Annotated in this window: 13 protein-coding genes; 5 read left to right on the top strand and 8 right to left on the bottom strand. The window is 26.6% G+C overall.

What is annotated here, in order from left to right; translation table 4 throughout:
- Positions 1–12: 12 nt before the first annotated feature.
- Together HF996_RS02035 and pepF are read left to right on the top strand one after the other, a co-directional pair.
- Positions 13–2709: an ABC transporter substrate-binding protein gene (locus tag HF996_RS02035; protein ID WP_168910404.1), complete on the top strand. Its 2697-nt coding sequence runs from the start codon at positions 13–15 to the stop codon at positions 2707–2709.
- 103 nt (positions 2710–2812) lie between these two features.
- A complete protein-coding gene (pepF, locus tag HF996_RS02040) occupies positions 2813–4645 on the top strand; it encodes an oligoendopeptidase F (RefSeq protein ID WP_168910405.1) in 1833 nt (610 codons plus the stop codon).
- A 64-nt stretch (positions 4646–4709) separates the two neighbouring features.
- On the opposite strand, the gene HF996_RS02045 is transcribed toward pepF, so the two are convergent.
- From HF996_RS02045 to HF996_RS02080, 8 genes are all read right to left on the bottom strand, one after another.
- Positions 4710–5630, bottom strand: a complete 921-nt coding sequence (locus tag HF996_RS02045; protein ID WP_168910406.1) for a site-specific integrase — start codon at positions 5628–5630, stop codon at positions 4710–4712.
- 116 nt (positions 5631–5746) lie between these two features.
- Positions 5747–6976, bottom strand: coding sequence for a YbhB/YbcL family Raf kinase inhibitor-like protein (locus HF996_RS02050; RefSeq protein ID WP_168910407.1), 1230 nt, complete (start codon positions 6974–6976; stop codon positions 5747–5749).
- A gap of 223 nt (positions 6977–7199) precedes the next feature.
- Positions 7200–8303: a cell division protein FtsZ gene (locus HF996_RS02055; protein WP_168910408.1), complete on the bottom strand. Its 1104-nt coding sequence runs from the start codon at positions 8301–8303 to the stop codon at positions 7200–7202.
- 56 nt (positions 8304–8359) lie between these two features.
- Positions 8360–9256 carry a 16S rRNA (cytosine(1402)-N(4))-methyltransferase RsmH gene (gene rsmH / locus HF996_RS02060; protein ID WP_168910409.1) on the bottom strand — a complete coding sequence of 299 codons (897 nt, stop codon included), beginning with the start codon at positions 9254–9256 and terminating at the stop codon, positions 8360–8362.
- Positions 9256–9699, bottom strand: coding sequence for a division/cell wall cluster transcriptional repressor MraZ (mraZ, locus tag HF996_RS02065; RefSeq protein ID WP_168910410.1), 444 nt, complete (start codon positions 9697–9699; stop codon positions 9256–9258). The genes rsmH and mraZ overlap by 1 nt, the downstream gene beginning before the upstream one ends.
- A 144-nt stretch (positions 9700–9843) precedes the next feature.
- Positions 9844–10845 carry an NAD(P)H-dependent glycerol-3-phosphate dehydrogenase gene (locus HF996_RS02070; RefSeq protein ID WP_168910411.1) on the bottom strand — a complete coding sequence of 334 codons (1002 nt, stop codon included), beginning with the start codon at positions 10843–10845 and terminating at the stop codon, positions 9844–9846.
- A 381-nt stretch (positions 10846–11226) separates the two neighbouring features.
- The gene (locus tag HF996_RS02075) at positions 11227–11487 is read right to left on the bottom strand and encodes a hypothetical protein (RefSeq protein WP_168910412.1); all 261 of its coding nucleotides are present in this window, start codon (positions 11485–11487) and stop codon (positions 11227–11229) included.
- A 46-nt stretch (positions 11488–11533) separates the two neighbouring features.
- On the bottom strand, positions 11534–12739 hold the full coding sequence (locus HF996_RS02080) for a hypothetical protein (protein WP_168910413.1): 1206 nt from the start codon (positions 12737–12739) through the stop codon (positions 11534–11536).
- A 283-nt stretch (positions 12740–13022) separates the two neighbouring features.
- Between HF996_RS02080 and HF996_RS02085 the strand changes: the two genes are divergently transcribed.
- Genes HF996_RS02085 through metG form a run of 3 tightly spaced genes read left to right on the top strand, consistent with a single transcriptional unit; the run spans position 13023 to position 16324 of the window.
- On the top strand, positions 13023–14030 hold the full coding sequence (locus HF996_RS02085) for a nicotinate phosphoribosyltransferase (RefSeq protein ID WP_168910414.1): 1008 nt from the start codon (positions 13023–13025) through the stop codon (positions 14028–14030).
- Complete coding sequence (locus tag HF996_RS02090) at positions 14017–14790, top strand: tRNA1(Val) (adenine(37)-N6)-methyltransferase (protein ID WP_168910415.1); 774 nt, start codon at positions 14017–14019, stop codon at positions 14788–14790. Before HF996_RS02085 ends, HF996_RS02090 begins: the two co-directional genes overlap by 14 nt.
- 1 nt (position 14791) lies before the next feature.
- Positions 14792–16324 (top strand): methionine--tRNA ligase, encoded by a 1533-nt coding sequence (metG, locus tag HF996_RS02095; protein ID WP_168910416.1) that lies wholly within the window; start codon positions 14792–14794, stop codon positions 16322–16324.
- The last annotated feature ends 22 nt before the right edge of the window (positions 16325–16346 follow it).

A 16346-nucleotide genomic window follows, 5' to 3' on the forward strand; every position in this document is an offset into this window, starting at 1 on the left:
AAGGAAAAAAATATGAACAAACAAAGAAAAATTAAACTTCTATTATCTACTCCTTTACTTTTTACTCCCTTATTAGCTCTTGCTTGTAATCCTAGTTCTGAAATTAAAAATTTTAGTAGTTCTAATAAAAAAGCCAGTTTTGGTATTGCAATTCCTCCAGTTAACTCTTTAAACTATGTAAAATCTAATGCATCATTTAAAATAATGCCATCACTTGTTGAAGGTTTAGTAAAAACAGCTCCAGCAGCTAATACTGCAATTGGTAATATCTTAAAATTACCAACAATTACTTTCGATATTTACAGTAGCAGCGTTCCAGAAGTATTAGGTTCTAAACTATTAAGAAACAAAAGTGCAATCAGTTCACAAGGTAGAAGTTATCCAGTAGCAAATTTTGGAGTTACCACAGGAGTTTTAGCTCCTTCAGGACAAGATTCGCCTTCATTTATTGGAGTTTTAAACTCAGAAAATAAATATGTTACTGTCTTGTCACACTTAAATAAAGGTGCTTCAAAATGATCAAATGGAGATGAAGTAAAAGCACAAGATTTTATAGACAATATTTTATATATTTTAGATACTAATACAGCCTCTACAAGATTGAACGAGCTTCTAAATATGGATATTAAAAATGTAAGAGCTATGAGAGATATTCAAAATGATTATTTAAAACGCTTTACAACTAGTTATAAAAATCCTTTTGGTAGAAGAAGCTTTATTAAAGATGTTGAAGGCAAAATAGTAGAAGATCAATCACAGCCAATTTTCCAATCACAAAACAAAGGTGATGAAGAACTAGTTAAAAAGATGCAAGAAATTGCAAGATCAATCGGTCTTTATACTGGAAGAATTTTTAATGAGTTTTCAAATGAAGAAATAAGAACAATTTTAAAAGACAATAAATCTTTAAATCCTTCATTTTCTGCAAATTCTTCTTCAATTTCCTTCTTAAACGAAAAAGGTGAAGAAATTAGAAAAAGCTTGACTAAAAATCCATTTTTAGATCCATTACAAGAATTTGAAGGTGCAGAACTTACTCCAAAATTCAAAAACTTTGCAGCTGATGAATATGATTTAAGAATAGAATTTGAAGATTCAGCACCAAAAAGTTTTATAGATCTTTTCAATAAAGTAATAAGTTCTTCTTTACTTCTTCCTATTAATAGAAAATATGTTGAATATGACTTAAAAAATATTGATGATTTAGGTTCAGATCTTTCTAAGTTTTTGTGAAATGGACCTTTCGATATTAAAGACTTAAAATTAGGCCCTCAAGGAAACATGCTTTTAACTAAAAGATCATCATATTATTCTGCAGATAAAACAGTTCCAGATCAAGTAAAAGTCTTTTTTGCTGATCAACCAGAGTTATTATCTAACTTATTTTCAGACGGATATATAGCCTTTTCCCAAATTTCGCCAGTATTTCAAAAAAAATTCTGATCAGAATTATCTTCTAGAAGGTTTATGGAAAAATCACAAGGATATGGAACCATTGCTCTTCAATATAATTTAGATCATTCTAAAAAAGGAAATAGTTATTTACAAGATGCAGATTTAAGAAAAGCTATTTACTATGCAATCGATCGTGAATCTATGCTTAAATTATCACAATTAGATTCTTCATTTGGAGTTACAACTTGAACTGCTTTTGGTCAAGCTAAAACAGAACGTGGTATTAATTTAGAAACATTTTTTGATGGACAAACTTTTAAAAGTGAGTATGTAGAAGATGGAAAAGAAAAAGAATTTCCACTTCAATCACTACCATTTATAGATCACTTAGCTAAAAGTTATAATTTTGAAAATGTTTCACGTAAAGATCCTTCTTATGATATTAAAACAGCCAATTTTTACTTAAATAGATTTAAGTCAAAACATCCAAATTTAAAAGGTATAAAACTTGAATTTATTTATTCAGGTGCTGGTCAAACAGGGATAGCAATTGGTATTCAAGATCAAATAAATAGAGCATTTAATAAATTTATTAATGTCGATATAGTTGCTCTACCAGAAAATATTTATAAACAAAGAATAATAAGTGGAGATTTTGATTTAACTACACAAAACTTTGATACTTTCGGATCAACTGCTCAAGGTTATATAACAGCATTTTTTACAGCTGATGAAATTAATCCAGAAGATAACAAATTTAATGGTTTAGTTTATAATCCGTCTTCTTCATTTACTTATCAAAACTGATGAAATTCTATGACAAAACAACAACAAGATGAAGTTGTTACTCGTTTAGGAATTAAAGGAAAATTCTTGTCAAAATTTAAAGAATTAATTACAAGAAGAGTGGAAATAGACCCACAAACTAAACAAGTAAAAACTAAAAAACTAGTAGAAAAAATTGAAGGCAACAAACTAATTTACGCAAAAGATATTAAAGGAAATATAATTGAAACTCCAGTCTTTGCAGAATCTAGTACAGACTATAACGAAAGAGTTAATGCATTTTTTAATGGTGTATTTACTGCAAAAGAAAAAAGTGAAGGTTGAAACTCAATAGAAGTCTTTAAATTAATAGCTGTTTTTGAAAAAATATTAAGAGAAAGTGCTCCAATAGTGCCATTAATGGAAGTCGATACTTATTGAAAAATTTCAAGACTTAGAGGAGTAGGAAGTGATTTTACTTTCTCACTACAATTTGCTTTTGATATTAATAACAACGTTAGAGGTCTTCCGGTAGAAAATGTTAGTTAGTCTTTACTAATTACAACTTAATTTAAAACTAATCAGGAATTTTTCTTGATTAGTTTTTTATATTTTTTAGTAAAATTTTATAATTAAAAACAAAGGAAATACTATGAAAACTTATAAAAAATATCAAGATATTCCTCAAAAATATCGTTTTGATCTAGAACCTCTTTTAGAGAATAAAACTGTTGAAGAAAATCTTCAAAAAATTGATTTATATACAGAAAAATTAGTTTCATTAAAAGATAATCAATTTGATTCAGTAGATAAATTCATAGAGTACAAAAATGTATATGAAGAATTTTTGATTTTTACAAACAAGTTGCACAATTATATTTTTAATAAATTAAATACTAATTTAGTTGATGCAATGATTAATAAATACTCTGGTGAATTTAGTTTTAAAATGTCCCAATTAGAAGCAAAATTAGGTTCTATTGAAAATATTTTCTTTAAAAATATAGATAAAGTTTTAACTTGAAAAGATAATCCAAAAGTTAAAAACTATAAAAAAGAAATTGATTTTTTAATTGAATCTAAAAAACACAAACTTTCAGACGAAGTAGAAGAATATTTAACCCAAACTTCATTTGGAAACATAGAATTAGATTCTACTTTTTCTATTTTAAATAATTCAGAAACTGAATTTAAGTCAGTTAAAACAAAAGATAATAAATCACTAACTCTTACTATTTCTACTTATTCTAAATTATTAAAACACAAAGAAGATAAAGTAAGAGAACAGGCTTATAAAAACTATTTAAATGGGTATTTAGTTCATAAAGAAACTTATTCTTCTTTGTTATATCAACACGTGAAACATCTTTCTACTGATGCTAAAATAAGAAAATTCGATTCGTTAATTGATTACTGTATTTTTCCAGATAAAATCTCAAAATCTTTATTAGAAAAATTGTTTAAAAATGTTCAAGATAATTCAAAAGTTTTAGATAAATTTAAAACAGCAAAAAAACAATTTTATAAAGCTAAATTCAATAAAGATCTAAAGCCTTGAGATAATTTAGTTCCATTAGTAAAAGTTAAACAAAATTATTCAGTAAAAGAAGCACAAGATTTGGTATTTAAAGCTATTTCACCACTTGGCAAAGAATATAAACAAGTAATTAAACAAGCTTTTGAACAAAGATGAGTAGATTATTATAATGTAGATAATAAAGTAAGTGGAGCTTATTCAATTGGTGGATCTTATGGAGTTGATAAAAAATATATTTTAATGAATTTTGATTTTACTTTCAATTCAGTCTCAACACTAGCTCATGAATTAGGTCATTCTATGCATTCTTATTATTCTGATAAAACTATGCCTTATTCATTAGCTTCTTATCCTATTTTTTTAGCTGAAATAGCTTCAATTTTCAATGAACTAATGTTAAGTGATTATGTAATTTCAAATACTAAAGATGACAAAGTAAAATTTAGTTTACTTGATGAATCAATTTCAGATTTTTATCAAACAGTAATAAAACAAACTCAATGAGCTGAATTTGAATATGAGTTGTATAAAAAAGTAGATCAAGGTATTCCGATTAATTCCTACACAGAAATGGAAAAACTTTATGTCGAAGTTTTAAATAAATATGAAAAAAATCCTAATAAGCACAAAGTAAATAAGCCTACGAATATTTATTCAGTAATAGTTCCTCACTTTTACTATGGTTATTATGTATATAAATATGCAATTGGTTATATTGTTGCAAATGTGTTTTTTCAAAAATATAAACAAGAAGGAAAACAAGCGCTTGATTTATACATTGAAAAATTCTTATCAGCTGGAGGGAAAGACTGACCTGCACTTATATTAAAAGAAGCAGGAGTTGATTTAGAAGACGAATCAATTTATCAACAAGCATTTTCAGTGTTTAATAAAAACATTAAAGACTACATCAAACTTGGTCAAAAAATCTTCAAAATTAAACAATAATCAAGAAAAACAAAAGGTAATTCCTTTTGTTTTTTTATTTGTGTGAATTGAATTTATTAATAATTTAATTAAGTGTTGAAATAGAACGCATTACAATATCGACATCTTTACTTTCGAGTTCATTTATGATATGTAAATAAACTCTTTCTGTAGTATTCATACTTGCGTGCCCTAGTCTTTTAGCTACAGAAGCTATAGAAACCCCTGCATAGAGCAAAATCGAAGCATGGGAATGTCTTAATCCGTGTAAGGATATCTGTGGAATATTCACTGATAAACATTTTTTGTGTAGAATTTCGTTAATAGTTGAATTAAAAATCTTTTCTTTAAATAAAAAAATAGGTTTATTTTGTTCAAGATTTAAAACTAAAGTTGAAAATTGTGAACAAGTTTGTCAATCAAGAGGTATTTTTCTTATTGATGAATTATTTTTAGTAGGTAAAAAACCTCCATTTTCTTTATAATTTCAAGTTTTTGAAATATTTAACATCTGTTTTGTAAAGTCAAAGTCAGCTGGAGTAACAGCAAGTGCTTCAGAAAATCTTAATCCTGTTTTTGCTATTAACAAAATAAGTCAATCGTAGTTAATTTCAGCTTTTAAATCCAGTGTTTTTAACAATAACTGTAGCTCAAACAAGCTTAAAAATTTAGGGCGTTTTTTTCCTGGTGGTTTCCCTTTTACTACAACATTTCTTGTTGGATCTTTTTTGATAAAACCATCTTCAAATGCATCTAGTAAAACTCTTTTAATATGATGATGAAAATCCAAAGTAGTAGATTTTTCATGGCATTGCGCATACATATTTAAAATTTCTTGATATTTGTATCTATCAATTTCTTTTAGCTTTAAATCAGGAGCTAATTTGATAATTCAATCTAAAGTAGTTTGGTATTTTAAAAAACTAACAGCTCTAATGGAATCTTTTTTGTATAAAAATATTCAATTTTTAAAATATTCGTGAAATAGTATATCTAATTTTTTCATTTTTCCTCCGTATCAATTCACACAAAATTGCAAAATTAAAAAGAAAAATGAAGCATTTTACTAAATTCATTATCTAAAAATTTAAAATTACTCCCAATAATTTGAGAGTAATTTTATTATATTAATGTTGGACTTATTTTGATTATTTTTTCTGATTTTGCAATCACTTTTGACTTTATTTTCCTATATACATCAGCTAAATTTAACTCTCGATTAAGTTCTTTTTGATATTGTTCTCAGTCAATTTCTTGATTAAGTCCATATACATTTAAAATATAATTACCTTGATTATTTGTTAAATAAGGAATATAGCAAAGTCCATAACCATTTTTAATATAATCAAACGCAGTTTCATCTAAGTCAGCTAATTTAGCAATATTAAATAAACTAATAGAAGAAAAAGTATTAGAAATTTTCACACTTTCTTTTGAATTTAAAGAAGAAATGACATTATTAGGAAAATCTTTACTTCTAATACCTACTTTTACTCATTCAACTAAACCAACTCCGAGTGTTTTAGTTTCTGCTATACTATAAAGTAAAATAACATATTCTTGAACAGAATCTACTTTATTTCATTGTAATTCGAGCTCTTTTCCATGAAAATATCCTAAATTTGCAAGAGACATAAGATTATTAATATCTAATAAAAAAGTATTATCATTAATTTTTTCAAGCGAATTAGAAAAAATTTGAAAGTCTACTGGATGTTCTATAGCATAAAAATTTTGTTTTTCTTTTTTTAAAGGAGCATTTAATTCTTTAGGACTTTTATCTAGTTTTTCTAGTGTATAATCTGCATTTATTTTTGTTTTAGCTCGATACAAAAAAGTAGTAAATCCTTGGTCAATTACTTTATTATGAATTAAATTGATAAAGTCATCATAGAATAAATTGTTATTTTTTAATTGAGGATGCGAACCAAAAATATCATCAACATTTAAAGCATAAACTCTAAATTCATAGTTATGATCTTGATCTGGAGGAAAAGGACCGTAATAAACTCCATTAGGATGTTCGGTATAAAATGCCTTTAATAAATAATTTTCAGCTTTATCAGTAATGCTATTTTCAAATTGATATATTTTGTCTTTGTGCTCAAAAGAAAAATCTCAACTTAGTTTATTAGTTTTAATATTAGCAGCTATTCAATGAATAAACACAATTCCCATAGCTCCACTAGCTTCTAAGTCAACTAGCGTTATTGCATAGGATTTAGCATCTTTAACTTTGCTTCATTTTATGGGAAAACTTACTGTATTTTTATATTTTCCACCTAAATTAGCATTACCAAATTGTGTATCTAAAACACCATCTTTTACATCTTTAATTTCAATTTTTATCATAGTTAAATTTTAATAGAAAAGTAAAAATTTGCTTCAAAAATATACAAAAAACCAATTTAAATTTTTCTAAATTGGTATCTGTCATACATAACTTCTAAGACCTCGTTTTGTTTTAGTCAGATATTTAATTTATTAAAATTTAAATTGGTTTTTTGCTTTTTTCAATAATAATTTTTTTGTTTTGTTTTTGTAAGATTATTTTAGTAAATAAAACTAAGACATTTTAAAAATCAGCTGTAAAAGGATTTAGAAAATCATCATCATCGTCTTGTTCTAATTTAGTATCTTGAATTTCTTCTTCAAAGACCTGTGGTTCTTTTTGAATTTCGTAATCAAGTTGTAGTTTTAAATTTTGTGTGTTTTCATCTGCAGAGATGATTAAACCTACTTTAATATTTTCATCTAATTCTGGTGCTAAATAAATTCCGACTGAGTATTCAAAATTACGTGCACCTTTAGATTCTAAAAATTCTATTATTGTTTTTACAATTTCTTCATTTTCTTCTATGAAAGAATTTTTGACTGAAATTATAATAATTACTTCTTTAGTTTGTTTAAAATCAAAGTCAATAATTGAATCATTAAGTGCTGAAATAGCTGCTCTTTTTGCTCTGTCACCGATATGTTTTCCAAAACCAATGCCTGAGTTTACAAATAATTTTTTATTATTTCTAATGGCTTTTTTAAGGATAGAAAAATCGATTTGCATAAAAGCCGGTTTGCTGATTAAATCGATGATAGTTTTTACAATATCAAAGATTATTTGGTTAGCTTTTTTTCATACTTCTGAAACAATAATTCCTTCAAATTGCTTTTGAATTTTGGTATTTGAAATTACTATTAGCGCATCTGAATTTTTTTGTAATTTTTCTATACCTTCTGAAGCAATAGAAAGTCGTTTTTGATCTTCAAAATCAAAAGGTTCAACAACAATGGCTATTGTCATAGATTTCAGAGTTTTGGCTACTTTAGCAAAAATATGTGAAGCTCCAGTCCCTGTTGCTCCGCCCATACCGGCAAGAATAAATAGCAACTTAGAATCTGCTAATTGTGTTTTAATTTCTTGCTCTGCTAAAAGAGCTGCCCGCTCAGCTAAATCTGGATTTAGTTCAAATCCTAATTCTTTGCTTTTGTCATCTAATAACAAAGTTTGTGAAGGATTTAGTAATCTTAAAGTGTTGCCAGCACTTTTAGAATTTACAAATAAATATGAAATATCACGAAGTTGTTTATTTCTAATAAAATCTACTAAGATATTTGACCCACAACTACCTATTGCGATAATTTTAGCTTTTATAACTTGGATATTTGAATTGTTATTTGTCATTTTTCCTTCTCATGTTATCTTCACTTTTAACTTTTATATACAAAAATGAAGTATTTTTAATTTTCGAGCTTTGTAAGCACTCTTAATTTAGCGCTTTTCGATCTTTTATTGTTTTCTATTTCATTTTGTTTTGCTCAAATGGTTTTAACTATATATTTTGCTTGGGTTTGTTCAAAAAATAAAGTTTGATTTTTATCGAGCAATTTTTTGAAATAATTTTTTACAATTTTATCTTCTAAAGAATGAAATGTAATAATTGCTACTTTAGAATCTTTGTGCAAAAATTTATCAACTTTTTCTAAAAATGTATTTAACGATTCTAGTTCTTGATTTACTTCAATTCTAATGGCTTGAAAAACATTTTTAGCTGGATTTTTCTTACGCAAAATAAAGTTAGGTAAAGATTCTTTGATTATATCTACTAATTCAGTTGTGTAAGTAATAGGTCTGTGTTTGATAATATTTTCAGCAATATTATTAGCATGACTTACTTGCCCATAATTTGTGAATATACTAACTAATTTTTCTTTGGAATATTCATTTACTAACTCATAAGCTGAAAATGATTGAGCTTGATTCATTCTCATATCTAAACGAGCTTGTTTGTTGTATGAAAATCCTCTATTTGCTTCGTCTAACTGAGGAGAAGATACTCCCAAATCTAGTAAAATACCATCTACTTTATCAACTTGAAGTTTTTTAAGTTCTAGATCAAAATCTTTAAAATCAGATCAGATAAATTCGATGTTTGAAGAAATTTGAAGTAATTTTTCTTTTGTTTCTTCAATAGCTTGTTTGTCTTTGTCAAAAACAATAAGCTTTCCTGTAGTAAGTTTTTTTAAAATTTGACTTGAGTGTCCACCACGACCTAATGTAAGATCCAAATAGATACCATCTGCTTTGATTTTGAGTTGTTCAATTACTTCATTAAGCAACACCGGGATATGTTCCATTATAGTTCAACCCCAGCTTCTAATAATTCTTTTTCTAGTTCTTCAATGCTATTTGCATCTTGGAATTTGCTTTGTAGTTGATCAAATCTGTCTTTTGGTCAAATTTCTAATTTTCGCCCTACTCCAACAAGTGTGAGCTCTTTATTTTGAATAGCAGATAATTCAAGTAGATTCTTCGGTAAAAGTACTCTTCCTTGTTTGTCTGGTGAAACTTGAGCTGTGTTAGCAAAGAAAAATCTTGCAAAATTTCTAGTTGTTTTGTTTAATGAGTTGGCTTGCGCGATTTTGCTTTTAATCTTGTCAAATTCTTCAGCAGATCTTACTTCGAGTACATAATCTAAGCTTAGACTTATATAAAATATATTACCCAATTCTTCACGATATGAGCTTGGAATAGCTATTCTATTTTTTTCGTCTAATGTTCTTAAATGTGTCCCGTACATATCTACTTTTCACCACTATTCCCCACTATTATACACTTTTTTTACAAATGCAAAGAAATTTTTTTATTTTTTTTCAAATAAAAAACTCGGACAATTACTTTTTTGTAATTTTTCCGAGTTTTTTTAATGTTTATTTATAAATAATTAATCTTCTTGTTTTAATTTTCTAGCTCAAAGTTTTTCTACTATAGATTCAAAATCTTGATTATTATAAATAATGTCATATAAAGAAAAAATAATTGGCAGATCTAAATGTTTGTTTTTTGCTATTTTTATTACACTATCTAAAGCTGTTAATCCTTCAACTGTTTTACTTGTTTTTAAAGCATTTTCTTTATTTTTTATAAAATCCAAACCAAATGAATAATTTCTTGATAAATCTGAAAGTGCAGTTACTATTAAATCTCCTAAACCAGTAAGACCCATTAGTGTAGATTCTTTACCACCTAAAAAAGCATTAAATTTTCTAGCTTCTGATAAACCACGAGTTAAAAAAGCAGCAACAGTATTAATGCCAAATCCTTTTGCAAAAAGCATACCTGAAGCAATAGCTAAAATATTTTTATAAGCTGAACCTACTTCAGCACCAATTTCGTCTTCTAATAAATAAGTTCTAAAATATGAATTATTAAATAAAGGTTGAACTTGTTTGGAAATATTTAAATCTTTATTTACTAAGCAAACTAAAGTATGTGCTGATTTTATGATTTCTTCAGCATGTGAAGGGCCTAGTAGAGAAATTACTTCTTTTACGTATTTATTTTTGCTACTTGCTTTTCTGATTCCTTGTTGCAAAGATAAAAAGCTATTAGGATAAAAACCTTTAGAAGCATTTATTATATAAACGTTTGAATTTAGATTTAAAAGAATTTGTTCTAATACAACATCTACTACTTTAGAAGGCAAAGCAATTACAACATATGAAGAATTATCAAGCACTTTTTTTAAATCACTAGAGGTATTAAAACAAGGAATTTTCACTGTTTCAGGAAAATATTTTGTATTTTTTCCTTGACTTAGTTGTTCTAATTCTTTATTATCAATTCCGTAAATTCAAACGTTTTTATAACCTGAATCATAGATTACTTTTGCAATAGCAGTACCCATCGCTCCAGAACCTATAATACTAACTTTTTGATGTTTCATATAGTCAAATTTTAATAAAAAAGCTTTAAAAATGAAGAAAAAACCAATAAAAATTAGTTTTTTCAAAATTGTATAAATTATTATTTGCTGTTTGAAGACCTTTTAGTAGATCCCGTTTATCTTTTTGATGTTGTTGAATTTAGGAACCAATCGGAAGACTAACCAAACAGGAAATATAAAGAATATGTTTTAATTATTATAAAATGAATATTTAATGTTTCCTATGTGGGTGGTAAGTGTAATATTAAGAACACCAACTTATCTGGGATGCTTCATTTAGAAGCAGTTTTTCTATATTTCTATAGTAGTAACAAAAAAGTAGGAAATCCTACTTTTTTATCTAGTGTTATAGTAAGTTATTAATCAGCTCAAACTTATTAACTACTTATCACCGTAAAGATAATGATATAAATATTTTACTGTATCTAAATGAGGAAAAAGAGCAGCTAATTTTTGAAGTCTAGCATTCATTTTTAATTGCTCTGCAGCTTTTAGTTTTTCATTGTCCATCTCTTTTTGTGCTTGGGCAATATCTTCATCTGCTTTATCTATACCATCTTGATATTTCTTTTTAATTGAAGGATAAGCGTCTTTACCTTTATTTGTTAAAAATTCTTTGACTTTGTCATCATTTTCTAACAAAGCTTCAATCTCTGCTAATGGGATTTTATATCCATGTATGTCTATGCTATCGTTGCTCCATTGGAGTTTCTTTAGGTGCTTCCATAGGAGTTTTTTCCTTCATTGATGTGTTATTATTCATTGATGTTTCTTTCATCATTGGAGTTTCTTTAGGTGTTTCCGTTGGAGTTTTTTTCTTCATTGGAGTTTCTTTAGGTGTTTCCATAGAAGTTTCTTTAGTTGCTTCCATAGGAGTTTCTTTAGTTGCTTCCATAGGAGTTTCTTTAGCTATATAATCTTCAGCTACTTTAAACAGTTCGTCTTTTTGAAATTCAAAATCAGGTGTTTTTTCAATAATTCCCTCTTTATATAAAGACAATAAGTTCTGAAATTGTTTAGCGATTGTTTTGGACATTTCTGCCAGAGAGTATTTTACTTTTCTAAAGTCATCTTCTGTAAGGTCTTTTTCTAATCTTTGAATCAACTTTTTGTTTTCTTTTTGATGTTTTTCAATACCACTATAAACATCCATTAATCTATTAAGTTGTATCTGACCTGCTGTTTGAGTTGGCTGAATAGTTTTAACTATTGGTAAAACTGTATCAGTAATTTTTTTGTTTTCTTCTGTTAATGCAGTTTTTAGCTCATCAGCCTGTTCCTTAATAGTTTTGGTTTTAGGTTTGTTATTAGTTGTACTTCCTTCATTAGTTGTACTTTTTCCTTGAGTTGGTGTTCCTTGAGTGGTTGTATTTTCTGTTGTAGGTTTATTAGCTATATATTCTTCAGCCACTTTAAAGAGTTCATCTTTTTGAAATTCAAAATCAGGTGTTTTTTCAATAATTCCTTCATTATATAAAGCTAATAAGGACTCAAATTGTGTACGAGTTTTTTCGGCTTTTGTTGCCTGAGATCTTTTTATTTCGTTAAACTTAACTTCTGTAAGGTCATCTTTTAATTCTTTAATCAACTCTTCGTTTTCTTTTTTTAATTGTTTAATATAGCCATCAAATTTTGCTAATTTAACAAACCCTATCTGACCTGCATTTTTTGCTAGTTGAATTTTATTAACTATTGGTAAAACTGTATCAGTAATTTTCTTGTTTTCTTCTGTTAATACTGTTTTTAACTCATCTACTTGTTCTTTATTAGCTCTGGTTGGTTGAATTTGTTTTGGTGGTTGAGCTTCTGTTTTTGAACAACTTAGTGCAACTATTGGTATCATCGCCATTGTTGGCATTAATGCAAGAGGTAATAATAATTTTTTTATTTTCATAAATTCTCCTTTTATGTATTTGAATAAATAAATAAATCTTGAAATATGTTTTGTAAAATTCTAAAAAATATTTTGAGTGGCAATATTTTACTTTTTTTTTTTTTTTTGCCAAGCATTTGAAGCAAATTTTTTAAATTTCAATAAAAATATAATTAAATTAAAGCTAATCTGTTTACTTCTTTTTTATAGATTTTTAAAGAAAAAAATAAGAAAAATAAACATAAATTTACTTTTTTTATTTAATTCAGCTAAAATTTATAAATAAATTTACAACAGGAAAAATATGGACAATATTAAAAAATATATATCAGATTATTTTTTTAGAACTGAAGAAGTAATTAAAAAATACAATCCAGATGCAATTGTAGTTTTACAATTTTTTCAAAGAAAAGAAAACACAATGCTTGCTGGTATGAAAGAAGCCTTAAAACTTTTAGAAGATCATACAGATACAAGTAAGTACAAAATCAGATATTTAGAAGACGGAAGTATAATTCAGCCTAGAGAAGTTGTGTTGGAATTAGAAGGACATTATCAAGACTTTGGTGTTTTTGAAGGAATGATAGATGGAATTTTAGCTAGATCATCTTCAATAGCAACTAATGCACACAGATGTATTCAAGCAGCTAATGGAAAAGAAATAATTTATATGGCAGATCGTGCTGATCACTATATAAATCAACATATTGATGGACTAGCAGCTGAAGTAGCCGGAATAAAAACACATAGTACAGAAGCTGGAGCAAGAAAGAACTTAGAAGATATTTTTGGATCAATTCCACATGCACTTATTCAATCTTTTGAAGGAGATTTAGTAAAAGCGCTTGAATGTTATCATGAACTATTTCCTGAACTTGATTTAATTGCTCTGGTTGATTTTAATAATGATGTAATTACAGATTCTTTAAAAGTATTAAAACGTTTTGGTAAAAAACTTTTCGGAGTGAGAGTAGATACATCATCAGCTGTACAGGATAAAATGTTTAAAGACGGAGAAAACCAATTTGGTGTTACTGTAGAGCAAATCAAAAGACTAAGAAAAGCTTTAGATGAACACGGTGGAAAACATGTAAAAATTATTGTTTCATCTGGTTTTAATGCTAAAAAAATTGCAGAATTTGAAGCACAAAATGCTCCAGTTGATTCATACGGTGTTGGAGAATATATGCTTGAAATTAAAGTTCATTTTAGCGCTGATGCAACAATGATTAACAACAAAAAAATAGCTAAATTTGGACGTGGATATAGCTTTAATCCAAAACTAAAAGAATACAAAAATGATAAAAGATAAAAATGTAGTTAAAAACTCTTTGGGTTTTGATTCAAATTTATTCGTATATCAAGATAAAACAATGTTTAATTACTCAGTAGATACAATAATGCTGGGAAATTTTATAAGTTTAAGTAAAAAAACCAAAAACTTATTAGAAATCGGAACTAATAATGCAGCTCTTGCAATTTTTGTTGCTGAACGAGATAAAGATTTGAAAATCGATGCAATAGATATAGAGCCAAAAGCAATAGACTTAGCAAAAAAAAATGTAATTTTGAACAAAAAAGAAGCACAAATTAACTTAATTGCTCAAGATTTTAATGATTTTTGAAAAGAACATACAAAAGCACAAAAAAGAAAGTATGACCTAATTTTTACCAATCCTCCATATTACAAATTAGGTACAAAAAACATTAAAAACAACATAAGTGAACAAGTAAAAAAAGCCATATACGAAATAAGTATTAATTTGGAACAAATAATTTTAGGTTCTTCTAAAATAATTCAACAAAAAGGTATTTTATCTATGGTTTTACCTACAGAAAGATTTGTTGACGCAATCGAGTTATTAAGAAAATATAAATTTGAACCAAAAAAAATTCAATTTATTTTTGCCAGAATAGATACCAAACCTTCTTTTGTTTTAATTGAATCAGCATTTGCAGCAACTTGAGGAACCCACTATTTACCTAATTTATATTTACATCCTAAAAATAAGAAATTACATGTTTATCGTAAAGAAATAAAAAAACTCTATAAACCTATAAAAAGGAAGTAAAATGAAGAAAACTTTTTATGTAACCACTCCAATTTATTACGCTTCAGGTGATTTACATATTGGGCATTTATACACGACTACACTAGCTTGAGTTATTAAAAGATATAAACAATTAGTTGGTTTTGATACCAAGATGTTAACAGGCTCAGATGAACATGGATTAAAAATTCAACAAAAAGCAGAACAAAATAATTTAAAACCACAAGTTTTTGTTGATCAAGTAGTTAAAAAATTTGAAGATTTATGAAATAAACTTGATATTGATTATGATTATTTTATAAGAACAACTTCTGAAAAACATAAAAAAATAGTGGCTCAAATTTTTGAAAAAATGCTCCAAAAAGGCTTGATTTATAAAGGAAAATATAGTGGTTGATACTCAGTAAGCGACGAGGAATTTTTAACTCCAACACAAGCTGTAGTAAAAAATGGAAAATACTATCATCCTGTAAGTGATAATTTATTAGAATATTTTGAACAAGAAACTTACTTTTTTGATATGAAAAAGTTTGCTCCTTGATTACAAGCTTATTGAAAAGAAAATGATAAATTTGTAATTAATAAAAAAATCCAAAACGAGTTAGAAAAAAACTTTTTAGAAAAGGGATTAGAAGATCTTTCAGTAACTAGACCTGATCTTGAATGAGGAATAAAAGTTACATCAGATCCAAAACATACAATTTATGTTTGATTAGATGCTTTATTTAATTACATCAGTGCACTTAATTTCGATTTAGAAAATGATCAAGATTATCAAAAATACTGAAAAAACGGGGATCAAATCCTTCATATTGTAGGAAAAGAAATAACTAGATTTCACTGTATTTATTGACCAATATTTTTAAAATCCTTAGATATAAAATTACCAACTTCAATTTTATCTCATGGTTGAATTATCACAAATGAAGGTAAAATGTCCAAATCTAAAGGAAATGTTATCGATCCTATTAAATTACTAGAACAATATGATAAAGAAGTTATTAAACTCTTTTTTGCTAGTCAAATTCCTGTTGGTTCCGATGGTATTTTCGATCAAGAAAATTTAACTTTATTTTATAATTCAGCACTTGCTAATAATTTTGGTAATTTAATTACAAGAACAATTACTATGATATTCAAAAACTTCGCTAGACCTGTAAGATACAAAAAAGAAGAACTTTTAGAAGAAGATAAACAAATTTTTCAAGCAATAATCGAAACCAAAAATAATTATATTAAACACTTTGATAACTATGAATTAGACAAAGCATTTAAAGAAGTGTTTTCTTTATCAAAAAAACTAAATGGTTATATTGATATAACTAAGCCTTGATCTGAAACAAATAAAAATAGATTAGAAGTTATTTTAAATACTTTAATTAATGGAATTTATGCAGTTAATACTTTATTATCTGTATGTTTAAAAAACACTTCGCAAAAAGTTTTAAAGCTTTTAAAACTTGACAAAAATGATATACTCGAAATTGAAAATTTTTCTAAATTTGATAATTTATTTTTAGATAAAGCTGAAGTTATTTTTGAGAGAATGAAATAAAAAGTATTAAAAAAACACTATA

Origin of the sequence: Mycoplasma sp. 1654_15 (assembly GCF_012516495.1) — a bacterium.
GTDB lineage: Bacteria > Bacillota_I > Bacilli_A > Mycoplasmatales > Metamycoplasmataceae > Mesomycoplasma.